Origin of the sequence: Kribbella sp. NPDC051952, from assembly GCF_040680855.1 — a bacterium.
GTDB lineage: Bacteria > Actinomycetota > Actinomycetes > Propionibacteriales > Kribbellaceae > Kribbella.
Window position 1 is genome coordinate 193,183 of record NZ_JBFAXQ010000002.1, and the last position, 18,034, is coordinate 211,216.

The window sequence follows — 18,034 nt, forward strand, 5'->3', positions numbered from 1 at the left end:
CATGGCACCCGTCTGTGGGTTCTGGGTGCGGCTTGTCAGCAGGCTTGGGCGGGGGCGCGCACACCCGATTCGACTGAGCCACGCAGCGATGGTTTGTCCCCGTGGAAAGCGGGTGTGGGGAGGTTTTTGGCCTGGATCTGGGGGACGATCCTCCCCGCTCTCAGTGACTCCGCCTCTCAGCCTTGGAATGAGCGCGTTGGGTTAGGAGATGAGGTGCGGGCTATGTCCCGGTTAGCGCTCCGGGCCTGGTACGGACAACGGGTCGAAGCCGTATGGCAGTTCGAGGCGGTGGGCGGCCATCAGATCGCTGTCGCCCAGTAGGTCTCGGGTTTTGCCGTCGGCGGCTATGCGGCCGTTGTCCATGAGGAGGCTGCGTTCGCAGAGTTGGAGGGCGTACGGGAGGTCGTGGGTGATCATCAGCAGCGTTACGTCCAGACCGGCCAGGATGTCGGCCAGCTCGCGGCGGGCGGCTGGGTCCAGGTTGCTGGAGGGCTCGTCCAGGACCAGGACCTCGGGGCGCATTGCGAGGACAGTGGCGACTGCCACCCGGCGGCGTTGGCCGTAGGAGAGATGGTGCGGCGCCAGGTCGGCGTGATCCTGCATGCCCACCTGGACTAACGCTTCCCGGACCCGGTCGTCGAGCTCGGACCCGCGCAGACCGAGATTCGCCGGCCCGAAAGCCACGTCATCGCGGACCGTCGGCATGAACAACTGATCATCCGGGTCCTGGAACACCAGCCCGACCTTCCGCCGTACGACGGACAGATGCTCCCGGTGCAACCCCGTCCCACCGATCTCGATCCGCCCACTCCCCGTACCGCCGGCCACCGACCCAAGGATCCCGTTCAGATGCAGTACGAGCGTCGTCTTACCGGCACCGTTCGGCCCGAGCAGCGCCACCCGCTCACCGCGCTCAATCGTGAAATCGACGCCGTACAGCGCCTGCCGCCCATCGGGATAGGCGAACACCAACCGCTCGACGCGAATCGCAGGACCGCTCACAAGCCGACCACCCTAGCCGCGACCGCGATCCCCACCGCCAGCACGGAGATCGTCAAACCCTGCAGCCACTCCGCCCGCGACGCACCCGCAACACTCAGCAGCGGCATCCGCCCGGTATACCCGCGCGACCGCATCGCCAGATGCACCCGCTCTCCTCGCTCGAAGCTGCGCACGAACAACGCCCCCACTCCCCCGGCAACCGCCTTCAAATGACCCACCCGGCCGCCCGCATACCCACGCGACTCCCGAGCGATCCGCATCCGATGCAGATCATCGGACACCACACTCAAATACCGGACCATGAACGACAAGATCGCCACCAGCGTCGCCGGCAGCCGCAACCGCTCCAACCCAGCCAGCAGATCCCGCGGCGAGGTCGTTGCTGAGAGCAAGATCGCCGCAACCACCCCGAGCGTGCCCTTCGCCAGCACATTCCACCCACCCAGTACGCCGGACTCCGACAGTTGCAGACCAAGCACCTCGACCCGAGGTCCGGTCGCCACAAACGGCAGCAGCACCGCGAACACGATGAACGGCGTCTCCACCGCCAGCCGTCGCGACACCACAGTCCCCGGCAGCCGTGCGATGACCACAGCCGCCACCAGCATCACGGCGTACACCCCGAAGGCCCAGAACGCAGCGGCCGGTGTGGAGACGACAGCCAGCACGAACACGAACAGACCGACAAGCTTCACCTGCGCCGGGATCCGGTGGATCCGGCTGTCGACCGCTACGAGGAGACCGTCACCCGTCACGATGCCTTGTTCGCCCGCAGCGACGCCAGCTTCGCGATCGCCAGGCCGACCACGATCGTGACCAGTACGCCGATGATCCCCGCAAGCGCACCGGACACCTGGGCGTTCCCGATCCCGCTGATCCCGTAATCGGCCAACGGACTCCCCGCGACGGCCGAATCCTTGGCCGCACTCTCGAACCCGAGCTTCGCGCCGACGAACTCCAACCCATCAGGATGCGCGCTGGCAAACAGACTCAACCCGCCGGCTACAACCAGCGAGACCGCAATCCCGACGCCCAACGACCGGCCGGCCGGCTTGGCCCCGATCGGCTTGTCCGGCGACACCGTCGAAGTGTTGCCGTCGGCATCGACCAGGATCAGGTCCTGCTGAAGATGTCGAGCGGCGTACACGAGGTCAGGCCGAGTCGCCACCACCGCACTCAGCACCGCCGCCGTAATAACAGCCTCGCCGATCCCCACCAGCACGTGCCACCCGACCATCGCGGTCGCCAGCTTCCCGATCGGGATATCAACCGCACCCCCGATCGCGTACAGCCCGGTGAAGGCGACCGCCGCGACCGGCACCGACACCAGCGCACCCACCGTCGCCGCCGGTACGACGCTGCCCACCTTCCGCGGCAACACCTTCAGCACCGCCCGCGTCAGGAAGTACCCGACGAGCACCGTAATCAGGCCCATCAGCGTGATGTTCGTCCCGAGCGCCGTCAACCCGCCATCCGCGAACAGCAACCCCTGGACGAGCAGCACCGTCGACATCACCAGTACGGCGGTCCACGGCCCGACCAGTGCGGCCGCGAGCGCACCACCGAGCAGGTGCCCACTCGTCCCGGCCCCGACCGGGAAGTTCACCATCTGCACCGCGAACACGAACGCCGCGGTCAGCCCAGCCAGCGCGGGACCGGTCTCGCGGATCTCCCGGTTCGCCCGCTGCAGGCTGAAGCCGACCGCTCCCGCCGCGATCAGGCCAGTGGCGACGGACGTCGGCGCATCGAAGAACCCATCAGGAACATGCACCCGCACATTCTCGATCTATTTGCGACCCGTTCGCAACAAGCCGTCTCACAACTCTTTCAGCGCCTCGCCGATCGCACGGTGGAATGTCGGGTATGCGTAGATCATCTGTCGCAGAGAGTGCACGGGTACGGCGGCGTGCACCGCGAGCGCGAGCGCGCTCAGCACCTCACCACCGGTCGGACCGGCGCTGGTCGCACCGACCAGGACACCGCGGTCGGCGTCGGCGATCAGCTTGATGAAGCCCTCGTTGCCGGCCTTGTGGATCCAGCCGCGGGTCGACGCCGGGATCTGGGTCAGCCCGGTCCGCACGTTCAGCCCTGCCTCCCGGGCCTGCTTCTCGGTCATCCCGACCGCGCCGATCTCGGGATCGGTGAACGTCACCCGCGGCATCGCGTGGTAGCTCGCGGTCGGCGCGTCGGCCTCCTGCAGGATGTCGCGGACCGCGATGTCGGCCTGGTACATGGCGTTGTGGGTGAACACACCGACCCCGGTCACATCGCCGATCGCCCACACCTTGTCGCCGGCCCGGACGTGCTCGTCGACCTCGATCCGGCGCGCCTTCGGGTCCAGCCCGAGCTTGTCGAGCCCGAGGTCGTCGGTGGCGATCCGGCGTCCCGTTGCCACCAGCAACTTCTCGCCGGACACCGAGGACCCGTCCGCCAGCGTGATGGTGAACGTGTCATCGGCGTACCCGATCTGCTTCGCGTGGGAACCGGTCCGGAAGGTGACCCCGTCGCGCTCGAGTGCCTCGCGGGCCAGTACGCCCGACTCCGGCTCCTCCATCGACAACACCTGCTCGGCGCCCTCTACCACGGTCACCTGGACCCCGAACCGGGCGAACACCTGGGTCAGTTCCATCCCGATCGCGCCGCCGCCGAGCACGACCAGCGTCGCGGGCAGCGTCTCCACCTCGATGGCTTCCCGGTTCGTCCAGTACGGCGTACCCGCCAGGCCCTCGATCGGCGGGACGGCCGGGATCGTGCCGGTCGCGATCACCAGACCGCGGGACGCCTCGTACTCACGGCCTCCGGCGCTGACGGTGTTCGGGCCGGTAATGGTGGCGCGCTCCTTGATGACGGTGGCGCCCTTGTTCACCAACCGGTCGACCGCGACCTTGTCGTTCCAGGTGTCCGTGGCCTCCTCGCGGATCCGGCGAGCCACCGGGGCCCAGTCCGGCTCGACTGACGACGTACCCGCCATGCCGGGGACCCGACGGGTCTCGGCGATCAGGTTCGCGGCCCGGATCATCATCTTGCTCGGGATACAGCCGTAGTAGGGGCATTCACCACCGACCAGCCGGGACTCGACCCCCACCACACTCAGACCCGTTTGCGCGAGTCGCCCGGCCGTTTCCTCGCCACCGACACCGAGCCCGACGACGACCACATCCACCTTGTCAGCCATGCGGCCAAATCTCGCAGACCGACCGCGACCGGCCAAGTGCTGAGCCTGCGTGTCATCGCGCGGTAAGCAGCCGTTCATCGCCGGGCTCTACGCTGCCGGACTCGTAGAAGTGGGGATCCGTTGTTCGATTTCTCTGGTTTCGGCGACATCAATCTCGAGACCGTCATCGCCGCCGTCACCCTGATCGGTACGTCGGTCATCTGGCTGCTCGACCGTTACCTGTGGCGCCGCAAGCGGCTCGTCTACCGGGTCCAGGTGGACGCGCAGATCGGCGTGGCCAACCAGGACCATGCCCGGCACCTGGTCGACGTCGAGGTGATGCACCAGGGCGCGGTGGTCCAGGACCCGAGCATCGTGCTGCTCCGGCTGGACAACGCCGGCGGGACCGACATCGACCCGCACGACATGCAGGACAAGGTCGCGTTCGAATTCCCCGAGCGCAAGATCGTCCGGATGAAGGTGGTCGAGTCGCATCCGGACTCGCTCGGCAAGATGCTCGAACGCCGGATGCTCCCGGTCAACTTCGTCGACACCGACAAGCTCGTCGTACCGCGGATCGCGATCAACCGCGGGGACCATTTCAAGTTCCTGCTGGTGCTGTCCGGGACCGGTCGGGGCGTGACGCATTCCGGCTATCTGGCCGGTGGGTCGACCGGTGGCGGGGTGTACCACGAACCGCGGCCGCGCGGCCCAGGTCGCCGTACGTTGATGTTCGGGGCGCTGACTCTGGTGCTGGTCGGCGCGCTGGTCGCGTTCTTCCTGGTCGACGTGCTGCAGCCGCCGGACAACTGCGCAGCGGGCGACCTCCGGGTGATCGGATCGACCGCCGTGGAGCCGACGATGCGTGAGCTGCGCAGCGCCTACGCGACCGAATGCACGCACGCCAACATCACGATCGCGGCGAACGGCAGCCGCAGTGGTGTCCGCAGTCTGAGCGACCAGGGCGGACAGGACGCGACCGCGGCGAGCAAGGTGATCGCGATGTCAGACGGCCCGGCCGATGACGCCCCCACTCTGCGCGGCGAGCCGATGGCGGTGGTCGTATTCGCGGTCGTGATCAACCGGGCCGCCGACGTGTCGGCGCTGACCACCACGCAACTGCGCGACATCTACAGCGGCAAGGTCACCAACTGGAACCAGGTCGGCGGCCGGGACCTGCCGATCCGGATGGTCAGCCGGGTCGGACCCGACTCCGGGTCGCGCCTGGTCTTCCGGGAGAAGGTGCTCGGCGGCAACCAGGAGCTCGGGATCACCTCGGACGACTGCCGCAAGGACGACGACGCGACGGCGGCGAAGTACCACCGCTGCGAGGTCGGTACGACGGAAGAGCTGCTGACCCGGGCCAACGAGATCGCCGGCGCGATCGGGTACGCCGAACTCGGCGGTGCCCGGAAGTTCCCCGAACTGTCGATCGCGACCATCGACAACGTCGTCGCGGACTCGTCGAAGGTCTCGTCCGGGGCGTACAAGTTCTGGGAGGTCGAGCACGCCTACACCTACAAGGTGCCGGAGACCGGATCGCTGACAGCGACCTTCCTGGAGTACGTCCGCTCGCCGCAGGCGCGCCCGATCCTCGAACGCAGCGGTTTGGTGCCCTGTGGTGATCTCCCGGCCGGGTTCTGTGGTTAGTCTGCGCGCATGATCGTCATCGCTCACCTCAGCGACATCCACCTGGACGGCTCGGACGAGCCACGGGCGCGGCTGCGGCGGATCACGTCGTACCTGGCCGAGTTCAGCCGGCCGGTCGACGTGATCGTGGTCACTGGTGACCTGGCCGACCACGGGCTGGAGAAGGAGTACGCCGAGGTCGCCGAGGAACTGCAGTCCGACATCCCCGTGCTGATGCTGCCGGGCAACCATGACTCGAGTGTTCCGTTGCGTGCCGGATTGACGGCGTACGTCGACTCACCTGGCGACGGGCATCCGGTACATCAGGTCCGTGAGGTCGCGGGCGCCCGGTTCGTGCTCGTGGACAGCACGGTGCCGGAGGAGGACCACGGGCTGCTGTCCGACGAGTCGCTCGCCTGGCTGGACGGCGTACTGCGGGAGCCGTTCGACGGACCGGTGTTCGTGGCGATGCACCATCCGCCGCTGTCGATGCACCACCCGGTCATGGATCAGTGGCTGCTGCTGTCCCAGGAGCGCGTCGAAGCGGTCCTCGAGGGCAAGGCGGTCACGGCCATCCTGACCGGGCACGTGCACAACCCGATCGTCACCAGCTTCGCCGGCCACCCGGTCCTCGGTGCGCCGGGCATCCGCTCGACGGTCCCGTTCCCGTTCGAGCCGGCTCCGCCCAACGGCATCGTCGACACCACCGCTCCCCCAGGCCTGGCGCTCCACATCCACACCCCGGGCGAGCCACTCCAGACCGTCTACCGCTTCCCCTGACACGCAAAGAGCCGGCGCCACCAGGCGCCGGCTCTCGCTCTGACCGGGTCAGGAACTGATCATGTGGACTTCGCTTCTGACCGCGGTCAGAAGTTGATCATGTGGCCTTCGAGACCGTGGAAGGCCTCTTGCAGGGCCTCGCTCAGGGTCGGGTGGGCGTGGACGTTGCGGGCCAGTTCCTTGGTGGTCAGGTCCCACTTCTGCGCCAGCGTGAGCTCGGGCAGGAGCTCGGTGACCTCCGGGCCGATCAGGTGGGCGCCGAGCAGCTCGCCGTACTGGGCGGAGCTGATCACCTTGACGAAGCCGGTCGGGTCGCCGAGGCCGTGGGCCTTGCCGTTCGCGGTGAACGGGAACTTGGCGACCTTGACCTCGTGGCCGAGCTTCTTGGCCTCTTCCTCGGTGTAGCCGAAGCTGGCGATCTGCGGCTGGCAGAACGTCGCCCGCGGGATCATCGCGTAGTCGAGCTCCATCGTCTCGTGCCCGGCGATCGTCTCGGCCGCGATCACGCCCATCGCCTCGGCCGCGTGCGCGAGCATCAGCTTCGCGGTCACGTCGCCGATCGCGAAGATGTTCGCCACGTTGGTCCGGCAGAAGCCGTCGATGTCGATCGCGCCGCGCTCGGTGAGCTGGACGCCGATCTTGTCCAGGCCGTAGCCGTCGACGCGCGGCTGGAAGCCGATCGCCTGCATGACCTTGTCGGCCTCGATCGTCTTCTGCGCGCCGTCCTTGCCGGTGATGGTCACCTTGACCTTGTCACCGGAGTCGTCGATCGAGTCGACCCGGGTGGAGGTGAGGACGTCGACACCGAGCTTCTTGTAGGCCTTGGCCAGCTCCTTGGAGACCTCCGGGTCCTCCAGCGGGACCATCCGGTCGAGGTACTCGACGATGGTCACCTTCACGCCGTAGTTCGCCAGCACGTAGGCGAACTCGACACCGATCGCGCCGGCACCGGCGATCACGATCGAGCCCGGCAGCTCCTCGGTGAGGATCTGCTCCTCGTACGTCACCACGCGCTCGCTGAGCTGGGTGCCCGGCAGCAGCTTGGTGGTGGCGCCGGTGGCCAGGATGCAGTTGTCGAACGTCACGGTCTCCGACGAACCGTCGTTCAGCGTGACGTCGAGCGTGTTGGCGTCGGTGAACGCGCCCCAGCCGTCGAACTCGGTGATGTTGTTCTTCTTCATCAGGAAGTGGACGCCCTTGACCCGGCCGTCCGCGACCTTGCGGCTGCGCTGCACCGCGGTCGGGAAGTCGAAGCTGACCTCGCCGCTGATACCGAAGGTCTTCGCCTCCGTGCGGAAGATGTGCGACAGCTCGGCGTTGCGCAGCAGCGCCTTGGACGGGATACAGCCCACGTTCAGGCAGACACCGCCCCAGTACTTCTTCTCGATGATGGCGGTCTTGAGGCCGAGCTGGGCTGCGCGGATCGCCGCGACATACCCGCCCGGACCCGCGCCGAGGACAACAACGTCAAAGTGCGAGGCCATGAAGTGAACTTTAATCGGTCGCCCAAAGCGTCCGAACAGCCCCTTCGGGCAGACTTCGCGCCGGGATCGGGCGCTGTGGCCCGGCTCATGGTCACGTTGCGTGCACGAGGGTTCCGTCAGGACCGTGCGGCGCCTACGCTGGGGCAGGCGCGGGGGCCGTCCTCCCAGCGCGCGTGAGGCAAACGACGATGGGGGCCGGATGGTTCTGAGGAACCGTCGGGCGCTGCGATTCGCGGCACTCGGCACGTTGCTGGCAGTGGTAGCACTGCCGGCGTACGCCGACGACCCCACACCCCCGCCACCTGCCTCCGTCACCGACGTGAACCGGTCCCTCGAGCAGCTCCAGGCCGAGGCCGCCGCCGTCCAGGCCGACTTCGCCAAGGCGACCATCGCCTACACCAACGCACTCAAGACGGCCCAGACGGCCGAAACCGCCGCGAAGGCCGCAGAGGCCACCGCAGCCGCCGGCAAGGGCCACTCGGACGAGGAGCGTCGCAAGCTCGGGCTGCTGACCGCGCAGGCGTACCAAATGGGCATCCCGACCGTCATGGGTGCCGAGTCGATGCTGTGGTCGCTCGCTCCCGTTGCCGAGAACCTCCAGGAGATCGCCGACCGGCAGACCGCGATCAAGCAGCTCGGCAGCACCCAGGTCTCGCAGTACCAGGAGGCGATGGCCGCCGAATCCGAGGCGGGCCGGCTGGGCCAGGAGGCCTCCGCCAAGCGAGCCGCCGCGAACGACGCCGCCGCCAAGGCGAAGCAGCTGAGCGCCGAAGTCCAGCAGAAGGCGACGTACGCCGCGAGTGCGATGGCGGAACAGGCCGCCGAACTCGACGGCGCCTCTGAGCTGTCGAAGCAGGTGCAGCTGGCCCGCAACCAGCAGGCCCTGACGCGGTGGAAGACCTACCTGACCGAGCTGACGACGGCGAAGATCACTCCCCCGGCGGCCGCCGTACTCAAGAACCCGGCCAAACTGCCGGCCGGGTTCACCCCGCTCACCAGCCGCGGCGCACCCAATCCCGGTGTCGCGGCCGTCGTCAGCGGCGGCCGGACCGTCAAGGTGCTGTCGGCCGAGACGATCCGCGCGGTCAACCAGGCATTCAGCCTGCTCGGCAAGCCGTACGGCGTGGGCGCGACCGGCCCGAGTCAGTACGGCTGCCTCGGCGCCGCGCGCGTGGCCTGGCAGCCCTATACGACGCTCCCCAACCTGGTCGGCAAGGTCTACCCGGACTACCAGGCCGTGCCACCGACCCAGGCCCAGCCCGGCGACCTGCTGCTGATGGGCAGCAAGTCGGTTGGACTCGTCCACATCGGCATCGCCCTCGACAACGCCGAGATGATCGCCGCCGACGAGGCGAAGGGCACCGTGACCGTCACCGGCGTACCGGACAACCTGTACGCCGCTCTCCGGCCGACCCTCGGCGCACCGGCCAAGCCCCAGGTCGCGCCGGCCGTCACCGACCAGGGCGTTGCCTTCCGGTGCGGCAACACAGCCACGTCGTACGACGTCGGCACCGGCTCCTGGACCTGGCCACTCGCCGACGGGACCTACGAGATCGGTACGCCGTTCGGTCAGGCCGGCGCGATGTGGTCCACCGGCTTCCACACCGGCCAGGACTTCCCATCCGCCGTCGGTACGCCGGTCCGCGCGGTGACCGACGGCGTGGTCCGGGTCGAGCACCCGGCCTGGGCCGGGAACCTGGTCCGGATCGACCACGGGAACGGCCTGGAGACGCTGTACGCACACCTGAGCAAGATCGACGTCGCCGACGGCCAGCAGGTGACCGCCGGGCAGCGGATCGGCGCGGTCGGCACCGAGGGCAACTCGACCGGACCACACCTGCACTTCGAGGTCCGTCTCGGCGGCGACCCGGTCAACCCGATGCCGTTCCTCGCCACCGGCTCCGTGAGTACGGGCTGGGGCAGCTTCAGCAACGGCATGATCCCGTCGAGCAAGCTGTGCGCGATCAGCTCCGGCCACATGCTCCGGTGTGACGCGGCCGCGGCGTACGCGCAACTGGCCGCCGCCTATCGCAACCAGTTCGGCAAGAGCCTCTGCATCACCGACTCGTACCGCTCCTACGCCTCCCAGGTCAGCCTGTACGCGCGGAAGCCGTCGCTGGCCGCCCTCCCGGGCACGTCGAACCACGGCTGGGGTGTCGCGGTCGACCTGTGCGGTGGCATCGACAAGTACAGCACCGCCCAGTACCAGTGGATGAAGGCGCACGCCGGCGCGTTCGGCTGGGTCCACCCGGCCTGGGCCGAGCAGGGCAGCAACCGCGAGGAACCCTGGCACTGGGAGTTCGGCAAGCCTGCCAGCGCCTGAACAGGCAACAAGTAGGCTGTTGGTGTGGCCGAGCAGCAAAGTCCCGACCGCACTGATCACAACGTCACGCTGGACGCACAGGACGACCGGTGGGAGTGGCGGCGGCGGATTCGGGCGAATCCGAGGAAGCTCCTGTTCTACCGCATCGGCGTGGGTGTGGTCGGCGGGTTGCTGATCATCGCCGCGCCCCTGACCGGGTGGCTGCCCGGACCGGGCGGTATCCCGTTGTTCATCGCCGGTCTCGCCGTACTGTCCAGCGAGTTCGAGTGGGCCCAGCGCCTGCTCTACCGGGTGAAGGACTGGGTCAAGGCGCTCACCACCTGGACCGGCAAGCAGCCCGCCTGGCTGAAGGCGCTCGGCACACTCGTGCTGTTCCTCTGCGTGATCGTCGCGATCTGGCTGTACCTGGCCGTTCTCGGTGTGCCGGGCTGGTTCCCGGACTCGTGGGAGTCATTCCTGCACAAGCTCCCCCTTCTGCACTGAGCCGTAGTCGGGCAGCTCGATCAGGTTGCTCATCTTCTGCGCCATCTTCAGCATCTGGTTGAGGAAGAACCGGTTGTCGAGGATCCGGTTCCGCGCGGTCAGCCCGAAGCGGGTGGCCGGGGCCATGAAGCGGCCTGCCTGGCTGCCGTCCTGGGTGGCCGAGACCGACTTGCGCAGCCGCGCCTCGTACCGGTCGAACGCGAGCCGGCGGTTGTTGCCCGCCTGCGCCAACTCCCCCGCCAGCACATAAGCGCCGACGACCGCCGTACCGGTGCCCATCGCCCCGAAGGTCGCGCCGTACCCGGCGTCGCCCAGCAGCACGACCCGGTCGGTGGACCAGCGATCCACATGCACGCGGCTGATCGAGTCGAAGTACAACTCCGTTGCCGCGGGCAACCCTTCGAGCAGCTCGGGTACGTGCCAGCCGAGACCGGCGTACTGATCCCGCACGATCGCCTTCTGCTGGTCCAGATCCCGGCGGTTGTAGTCCAGGACCGGTGACTTGAACACGAACAGCGTCCCCGCCTGCGCCGGGTCGCGACGGTCCACGCCGACGCTCGCCAGCTTCCCCGGCACGTTGTACATCAGCGTGTCCCCGGTGATGCCCAGTGAGTTCGGGACCTCCCAGCCGGCCACGTAGTACCCGAGATGGCGCTCGGTGACCTGGTCCGCCGACCAGGCCAGCCGACGTACGACGGAATGCATCCCGTCCGCGCCGACGACCAGGTCGTACGTCTCCTCGAGCCCGCTCTCGAACCGCACGTCCACGCCCCCGGCGTGCTCGTGCAGACTCGCGATCGAGTCACCGAACCGGTACGACGCCTGCCGACGACTGTGCTCGTACAACACTCGGGACAGGTCTGCCCGCAGTACCTCCAACTCCCCACCCGCGAACTCGGCCGGCAACCGCATCAGCCGCTTGCCAGATGCATCCACGAACCGCATCGCATTGCCGCCGGTCTGGACAGCCCGCAGATCCTCGAGCACACCCATCCGGTCCAGCACGGTCGTCATCACGTCGCCCCGGAAGTCCACGGCGTACCCACCCTGCCGCAGCGCCGGCGCGATCTCGACCACAGTCACGTCATGACCGGCCCGCCCGAGCCACAGCGCCACCGACGGACCCGCCACGCTCGCACCCGAAACCAGAACCTTCATCGTTGCCTCCTGATTAATTGTGTCTGCCGGACACAGTAATGTGTATGGTAGACACAGTTCAAGTCCGTTTGCGGAGGGAGACCGATGACAGAACTGCTCTGGGGCACGCAGCCGACGCCGAGCCGCGGCCCGAAACCCGCGGTCACGCTGGCGGAAATCGCCGAGGTGGGGATCCGGATCGCGGACGCCGAAGGGCTGGACGCGGTCTCGATGCAGCGCATCGCGGGCGAGCTGCCGGTCACCAAGATGGCGCTCTATCGCTATGTGCCCGGCAAGACCGAGCTCGTCGCAGTGATGAGCGACCTGGCCATGGGCCCGCCGCCCGAGCGGCCCGGCCTGCCATGGCGCGAAGCGCTGCGCACCTTCGCGTTCGACCTGTACGACGGCTTCATGAAACACCCGTGGCTGCTGCAGTCGACCATCGGCCGCCGGCCGCTCGGACCGAACGAACTCACCTGGATGGAACGCGGGGTCGCGGCCCTGTCCGACTCAGGCCTCACCGGCGCTGAACAACTCGACTCCATCTTCGTCCTCACCAGCCACGTCCGGAATCTGGGTCAGCAGTCCACGACGTTCCCCGGGCGCAGCATCGGTCTGACCGAGGAGGGGTTCAGTGAGTCCCTCGGCGAGATCCTGCGTACCGAGGCCGAGCGTTTCCCGAGCCTCACAGCCGCGTTGCAGACCTCGGCCGACAGCCGGAACCAGGGCCTGGACTTCGGTCTCGACCGCATCCTCGACGGTCTCGAACTGCTGATCACCGCCCGGAAGGGCTGATCCGCATCGAATTGAAACGATGCCGATACGCCGACGCCGACAGCCCGTAGTGGGATTTGAATCGGCGGGCGAAGTAGTTCTGATCCGGCCACCCGACCGACTCGCCGATCCGGTTGATCGGCAGGTCCGTATGCAGCAGCCGGTCGGCCGCCAGCTCGACGCGATGCCGGGACAGGTACGCCATCGGCGGCAACCCGGTCACCGACTTGAACAGCCGGACCAGATACCCCGGCGCCAGATGCAGCGCGTCCGCCAGATCGGTCAGCGTCCACTGCCGGGCCGGTTCCGCCTCCATCATCCGCATCGCGTCCAGTACGGCGGGATGCGTCTGCTCACCACGTTCGTCGAGTTCGGCGACCGTCCGCGCCACGCAACTCAGGTACAGCGACAACCAGCCGATCACCTCGCCGCGATGTCGGCTCAGCGGCTGGTTACGCAACTGCCGCAACCCGTCGAGGTGCCCGATCCCCTCTTTCAAGGTGGCCGGATCGAGATGCGTGGTCAGCATCCCGCGACGCTGCGCCGAGAACGGTCCGGTCCACAACAGGTAGCCCAGCAAGGGATCCTCGCGCGCCCACGCGAGTTCGCGGCGGACCAGATCGGCCGAGAAACAACAGTTGTAGACCTCGAGCGCGTCGCACTCCTCGTACTCGTGCCAGACGCCCGGACGCAACAGGATCGCGTCACCGACCTCGAGTCGCTGCCGGCCGGCCAGGCTGTGATGCACGCCCGCCCCGCCGGTCACGAGGGCGATCTCGAAGAAGCTGTGCGTGTGCAGCGGATGCGAATCTTCGTGCACGTGCGGACCCGCGTGCACCAGCGTCCCTTCGACGAAGTGCAGCACCGTTCCGCGCGGCCTCACCGGCTCGTCGGCCATACGTCACGATATGGCCCGAAGTGCGTTTTGTGCTACCACGAGTGCACTCCGGGCTAGTCCCTGGCGACTACCACCCGCAGGATCGGGGAACAGGCGAAACGTCCCTGGAACAGTGCAGCCATCAATCCGCAACAGACCGAGGCGTTTCCGTAGAGCACCCACTGAATCGTTTCACACACCGCCGCTTGGAGACTCATGTCGAACCTCGCCGCACCCACTTCCCTCCGCTTCGAGCATCGGGCCGCCCCCGTCCTGGGCATCGGCACCGCGACCCCACGGTTGTCGTGGCAGGTCCCCGCCGCGGACCCCGACTACGCGCAGACGGCGTACGAGGTCGAGATCGCGACCCGCACGACACAGAGCTACACCGTCCAGTCCTCCGACCAGGTCCTGGTGCCCTGGCCGGGTGACCCGCTCGCGTCCCGCCAGTCCGCGCAGGTCCGGGTCCGTGTGCAAGGTGACGGCGAATGGAGTGAGTGGAGTGAGCCTGCGACCGTAGAGGCCGGCCTGCTCGACCCGGCCGACTGGAGCGCGCGCTTCGTCAGCCCGCGCGACAACGCCGTCGGCTCCCCTGCCCCGCTCGTGGCCGGTGTCGCCGATCTACCGGACGGGATCGTCGCGGCTCGCCTGTACGCGACCGCGCACGGCGTCTACCTGCCCGAGCTCAACGGCCGGCGGGTCGGCGACGAAGAACTCGCGCCCGGCTGGACGGCGTACCAGTACCGCCTGCGCTACCAGACGTACGACGTGACGAGCCTGGTCCAGAGTGGTGAGAACCGGCTCGAGTTCCTGCTCGGCAACGCCTGGTATCGCGGCCGGCTCGGCTTCCGGGATCAGAGTCAGGTCTACGGCACCCGCCTCGCCGTCCTCGCGCAGCTCGAGGTGACCACGTCCGACGGCCAGGTTCACACCTTCGGCAGCGATGACACCTGGACCACCCGCGAGAGTGCGGTCACCGCCGACGACCTGTACGACGGGCAGAGCACAGACCTTCGCCGTACGCCGGGCGAGGCGGGACCGGTCGACGTACTCGACGCCGACCTGAGCCTGCTCGTGGCCCCCGACGGCCCGCCGGTCCGCATCACCGAAGTCCTGCCCGCGCTCGAGATCACCAGCTCGCCTACCGGCAAGACCCTGGTCGACTTCGGCCAGAACCTCGTCGGCCGGATCCGGCTCACGGTCCGCGGTGGTGCCGAAAGCGACGAGATCGTCGTCCGGCACGCGGAGGTGCTCGAGCACGGCGAGCTCGGCGTACGTCCGCTCCGGTCCGCCAAGGCCACCGACACCTACATCCTGGCCGGCCCGGACGAGGTCACCCTGGACTCGCCGCTCACCTTCCACGGCTTCCGGTACGCCGAAGTCACCGGTGTCGGTGAGCTGCGTCCAGAAGACCTCGAAGCTGTCGTGGTCGGGTCCGACCTGACCCGCACAGGCTGGTTCGAGTCCTCGAACGAGACGCTCAACAAGTTCCACCAGAACGTCGTCTGGGGCATGCGCGGCAACTTCCTCGACGTCCCGACCGACTGTCCGCAGCGCGACGAGCGGCTCGGCTGGACCGGCGACATCCAGGTCTTCTCCCCCACCGCGAGCTTCCTCTTCGACAGCGCCGGCTTCCTGAGCAACTGGCTGGCCGACCTCGCCGCCGAGCAGCAGAAGGACGGTTCGGTGCCGTACGTCATTCCCGACGTACTCAAGAACCAGGCGCCGGCCACGGCCGCTTGGGGTGACGCGGCAACGATCGTGCCGTGGGTGATCTACGAGCGCACCGGCGACGCCGGACTGCTGGCTCGGCAGCTGCCCAGCATGCGCGCGTGGGTGGACAAGATGACCGAGCTCGCCGGCGGCGATCTGCTCTGGAGCGGTGGCTTCCAGTTCGGTGACTGGCTCGACCCGACCGCGCCGCCGGACAACCCGTTCCGGGCGAAGGCGGACCCGGACGTCCTCGCGACCGCGCACCTGGCCCGTTCGGCCGAGGTGGTTGCCAAGGCCGCCGAGGTCGTTGGTGACGCCGACCTGGCCCGCGAGTACGCGGATCTGGCCGCTCGGGTCCGACAGGCCTTCGCGAGCGAGTACACGACCGAGGGCGGACGCGTCTTGAGCGACGCGGCAACCAACTACGCCCTGGCCCTGCAGTGGGCGTTGCTGCCGACCGAGGCCCAGCGCAAACGTGCCGCCGATCGCCTCGCGGATCTGGTCCGGACGGCGAGCTTCCGGATCAGCACCGGATTCGTCGGTACGCCGCTCGTCGCCGACGCACTGGCCGATACCGGACATCCTGACCTCGCATACCGGCTCCTGCTAGAGACAGGCTGCCCCTCTTGGCTGTACGCAGTGACGATGGGAGCGACGACGATCTGGGAGCGCTTCGACAGCATGCTGCCCGACGGCAGCATCAACCCGGGCGAGATGACGTCGTTCAACCACTACGCCCTCGGCGCTGTCGCGGACTGGCTGCACCGGCGGGTGGCGGGTCTCGCGGCGGGCGAGCCCGGCTACCGGACCATCGACGTACGCCCGCTCTACACCTCGCACCTGACCACGGCTTCCGCCAAGCACCTCACGCCGTACGGCGAAGCCTCGGTCTCGTGGACCCGGTCCGACGGCCAGGTCCGGCTCAACGTCACCGTCCCGGTCGGCTCGCGTGCGCGGGTCGAGGTACCGGGTGAGAGTGAGCCGGTCGAGGTCGGACACGGTACGCACGAGTGGACCGGAACAGACCCGTACGCCGAGACTCCGGCGCTGGCCGCGGATCCGACCGTGCGGCAACTCATCGACCACGAGCCCACCTGGGACGCCTTCGTCGCGGCAGCCGTCGAGACCGAGGTGGTCACCGACGACGCCGACCTGGCCGGGCGCCTGGAGCGGTACCTCGATCTGCCCGCGGGACGGATGGTGGACGCGATCAGCCGGCGCGACTTCTCCCCCAGTGTCCAGGCCCTGCAAGCCGAACTCGACGCCCTGCTCGACAACTGACCACTCCCCGACCGACCCCCGCCCCGCCGTTGAACCCCTGAAGAAACATCCCCTTGGAGGTCATGATGACGTTCCGCCCAGGCACGAGAGGACTGGCCGTCGTTGCGGCCTGCTCGCTCGCCTTGACCGCGTGCAGCGCGGGCAGTCTCGGTTCCAGTGACGACGCCGGCGGTGGTGCGTCGGTCGAGATCACGTACCTGACCACCAACCAGGATCAGGACGTGAAGGAGGCCGAGCAGCTCGCCAAGGACTTCCACGCGAAGAACTCCAGCATCACCGTCAAGGTGGAGACCCGGCCCGGCGGTACCGAGGGCGACAACCTGATCAAGACCCGGCTGTCCACCGGCGACATGGTCGACATCTTCAACTACAACACCGGCTCGCTGTTCAACGCGATCGCACCGCAGAAGAACCTGCTGTCGGTCAACGACGAGCCCTGGGTCGCCGACCTGGACGAGAACTTCAAGAAGACCGTGACCGCCGACGGCCAGGTGTACGGCGCCCCCGTCGGCGGTTTCCAGGGCGGCGCGGTTCTCTACAGCATCCCCGTCTACGAGAAGCTCGGGCTGAAGATCCCGACGACCTGGGCCGAGTTCATGGCCAACAACGCCAAGATCAAGGCGGCCCCGGGCGGGGTGGCGCCGGTGATCCAGACGTACGGCGAGACCTGGACGTCGCAGCTGTTCGTCCTCGGTGACTACCACAACGTCTCGGCGGCCGAGCCGGACTTCGCCGACAAGTACACGAAGAACCAGGCGAAGTACGCGACCTCGGCGGCCGCGGTGAAGGGCTTCGAGCACACCGAGGCCGTCCACGACGCCGGGTTCGAGAACAAGGACTTCGCCTCGGCCAAGCTGCCCGACGGTCTGAAGATGCTTGCCACCGGCAAGGGTGCGCACTATCCGATCCTGTCCGGTGTGGTCGCGAACATGGTCGCCACCTACCCGGACGCGGCCAAGACCGTCGGTCTGTTCGCGCTGCCTGGTGACGACGCGAGCAAGAACGGGCTGACCCTGTGGACCCCTGGTGGTCTCTACATCCCGAAGAGCACCGAGGGCGACAAGCTGGACGCGGCCAAGAAGTTCCAGGCCTTCGTCGCCAGCCCGGACGGCTGCAAGTCGCAGAACACGGCCGGCGCACCGACCGGTCCGTACGCGGTCAAGGGCTGCGAGCTGGGCGCCGACGTACCCCAGGCGATCAAGGACATGCAGCCTTACCTCGACAAGGAGGGGTCGTCCAGCCTGGCGCTGGAGTTCCTCTCGCCGGTGAAGGGCCCCTCGCTCGAGCAGATCACCGTCGAGGTCGGCTCGGGTATCCGCAAGGCGAAGGACGGCGCCGCCCGGTACGACGAGGACGTCAAGAAGCAGGCCCAGCAACTCGGGCTGGCGGGCTGGTGA

14 protein-coding genes are annotated in these 18,034 nt (G+C 68.0%); 7 read left to right on the forward strand and 7 right to left on the reverse strand.

From position 1 onward, the window contains the following. Positions 1 to 231: 231 nt before the first annotated feature. The 4 genes from AB0L70_RS05615 to AB0L70_RS05630 are packed head-to-tail and all read right to left on the reverse strand — an operon-like array spanning position 232 to position 4,177. Positions 232 to 1,002 (reverse strand): ABC transporter ATP-binding protein, encoded by a 771-nt coding sequence (locus AB0L70_RS05615; protein ID WP_363680364.1) that lies wholly within the window; start codon positions 1,000 to 1,002, stop codon positions 232 to 234. Next, on the reverse strand, positions 999 to 1,757 hold the full coding sequence (gene cbiQ, locus AB0L70_RS05620; protein WP_363680366.1) for a cobalt ECF transporter T component CbiQ: 759 nt from the start codon (positions 1,755 to 1,757) through the stop codon (positions 999 to 1,001). Before cbiQ ends, AB0L70_RS05615 begins: the two co-directional genes overlap by 4 nt. Next, a complete protein-coding gene (locus AB0L70_RS05625) occupies positions 1,754 to 2,773 on the reverse strand; it encodes an energy-coupling factor ABC transporter permease (RefSeq protein ID WP_363680368.1) in 1,020 nt (339 codons plus the stop codon). The genes cbiQ and AB0L70_RS05625 overlap by 4 nt, the downstream gene beginning before the upstream one ends. A gap of 45 nt (positions 2,774 to 2,818) precedes the next feature. Then, the gene (locus tag AB0L70_RS05630) at positions 2,819 to 4,177 is read right to left on the reverse strand and encodes an NAD(P)/FAD-dependent oxidoreductase (RefSeq protein WP_363680370.1); all 1,359 of its coding nucleotides are present in this window, start codon (positions 4,175 to 4,177) and stop codon (positions 2,819 to 2,821) included. Positions 4,178 to 4,297: 120 nt separating this feature from the next. Between AB0L70_RS05630 and AB0L70_RS05635 the strand changes: the two genes are divergently transcribed. Both AB0L70_RS05635 and AB0L70_RS05640 read left to right on the forward strand, forming a co-directional pair. Then, positions 4,298 to 5,806, forward strand: coding sequence for a substrate-binding domain-containing protein (locus tag AB0L70_RS05635; protein WP_363680372.1), 1,509 nt, complete (start codon positions 4,298 to 4,300; stop codon positions 5,804 to 5,806). Between the two features lie 9 nt (positions 5,807 to 5,815). Further along, a complete protein-coding gene (locus tag AB0L70_RS05640) occupies positions 5,816 to 6,565 on the forward strand; it encodes a metallophosphoesterase (RefSeq protein ID WP_363680374.1) in 750 nt (249 codons plus the stop codon). An 86-nt stretch (positions 6,566 to 6,651) separates the two neighbouring features. Here AB0L70_RS05640 and lpdA read toward each other — a convergent pair whose 3' ends face one another. Continuing rightward, complete coding sequence (gene lpdA, locus AB0L70_RS05645) at positions 6,652 to 8,049, reverse strand: dihydrolipoyl dehydrogenase (RefSeq protein ID WP_363680376.1); 1,398 nt, start codon at positions 8,047 to 8,049, stop codon at positions 6,652 to 6,654. A 199-nt stretch (positions 8,050 to 8,248) separates the two neighbouring features. Here lpdA and AB0L70_RS05650 point away from each other — a divergent pair, with 199 nt between their 5' ends. Together AB0L70_RS05650 and AB0L70_RS05655 are read left to right on the forward strand one after the other, a co-directional pair. Continuing rightward, positions 8,249 to 10,372 carry a peptidoglycan DD-metalloendopeptidase family protein gene (locus AB0L70_RS05650; RefSeq protein ID WP_363680378.1) on the forward strand — a complete coding sequence of 708 codons (2,124 nt, stop codon included), beginning with the start codon at positions 8,249 to 8,251 and terminating at the stop codon, positions 10,370 to 10,372. Positions 10,373 to 10,396: 24 nt separating this feature from the next. Further along, positions 10,397 to 10,855, forward strand: coding sequence for a PGPGW domain-containing protein (locus AB0L70_RS05655; RefSeq protein WP_363680380.1), 459 nt, complete (start codon positions 10,397 to 10,399; stop codon positions 10,853 to 10,855). Here the strand turns inward: AB0L70_RS05655 and AB0L70_RS05660 are convergent. After that, the gene (locus AB0L70_RS05660) at positions 10,823 to 12,013 is read right to left on the reverse strand and encodes an FAD-dependent monooxygenase (protein ID WP_363680382.1); all 1,191 of its coding nucleotides are present in this window, start codon (positions 12,011 to 12,013) and stop codon (positions 10,823 to 10,825) included. The genes AB0L70_RS05655 and AB0L70_RS05660 overlap by 33 nt on opposite strands. Positions 12,014 to 12,097: 84 nt before the next feature. On the opposite strand from AB0L70_RS05660, the gene AB0L70_RS05665 reads away from it, so the two are divergent. Next, complete coding sequence (locus AB0L70_RS05665) at positions 12,098 to 12,787, forward strand: TetR/AcrR family transcriptional regulator (RefSeq protein ID WP_363680384.1); 690 nt, start codon at positions 12,098 to 12,100, stop codon at positions 12,785 to 12,787. On the opposite strand, the gene AB0L70_RS05670 is transcribed toward AB0L70_RS05665, so the two are convergent. Beyond that, positions 12,768 to 13,664, reverse strand: coding sequence for an AraC family transcriptional regulator (locus AB0L70_RS05670; RefSeq protein WP_363680386.1), 897 nt, complete (start codon positions 13,662 to 13,664; stop codon positions 12,768 to 12,770). The genes AB0L70_RS05665 and AB0L70_RS05670 overlap by 20 nt on opposite strands. Before the next feature lie 195 nt (positions 13,665 to 13,859). On the opposite strand from AB0L70_RS05670, the gene AB0L70_RS05675 reads away from it, so the two are divergent. After that, entirely contained in the window at positions 13,860 to 16,637 is a 2,778-nt protein-coding gene (locus AB0L70_RS05675) for a family 78 glycoside hydrolase catalytic domain (protein ID WP_363680388.1), read from the forward strand. Between the two features lie 65 nt (positions 16,638 to 16,702). Further along, complete coding sequence (locus AB0L70_RS05680) at positions 16,703 to 18,034, forward strand: ABC transporter substrate-binding protein (RefSeq protein ID WP_363680390.1); 1,332 nt, start codon at positions 16,703 to 16,705, stop codon at positions 18,032 to 18,034.

What these genes read in the sequence shown, in the direction of transcription:
- AB0L70_RS05675 (WP_363680388.1), top strand. Translation starts at nt 13,860, where the DNA reads ATGTCGAACCTCGCCGCACCCACTTCCCTCCGCTTCGAGCATCGGGCC.
- AB0L70_RS05630 (WP_363680370.1), bottom strand. Translation starts at nt 4,177, where the DNA reads ATGGCTGACAAGGTGGATGTGGTCGTCGTCGGGCTCGGTGTCGGTGGC.
- AB0L70_RS05670 (WP_363680386.1), bottom strand. Translation starts at nt 13,664, where the DNA reads ATGGCCGACGAGCCGGTGAGGCCGCGCGGAACGGTGCTGCACTTCGTC.
- lpdA (WP_363680376.1), bottom strand. Translation starts at nt 8,049, where the DNA reads ATGGCCTCGCACTTTGACGTTGTTGTCCTCGGCGCGGGTCCGGGCGGG.
- AB0L70_RS05650 (WP_363680378.1), top strand. Translation starts at nt 8,249, where the DNA reads ATGGTTCTGAGGAACCGTCGGGCGCTGCGATTCGCGGCACTCGGCACG.
- AB0L70_RS05665 (WP_363680384.1), top strand. Translation starts at nt 12,098, where the DNA reads ATGACAGAACTGCTCTGGGGCACGCAGCCGACGCCGAGCCGCGGCCCG.
- AB0L70_RS05660 (WP_363680382.1), bottom strand. Translation starts at nt 12,013, where the DNA reads ATGAAGGTTCTGGTTTCGGGTGCGAGCGTGGCGGGTCCGTCGGTGGCG.
- AB0L70_RS05640 (WP_363680374.1), top strand. Translation starts at nt 5,816, where the DNA reads ATGATCGTCATCGCTCACCTCAGCGACATCCACCTGGACGGCTCGGAC.
- AB0L70_RS05680 (WP_363680390.1), top strand. Translation starts at nt 16,703, where the DNA reads ATGACGTTCCGCCCAGGCACGAGAGGACTGGCCGTCGTTGCGGCCTGC.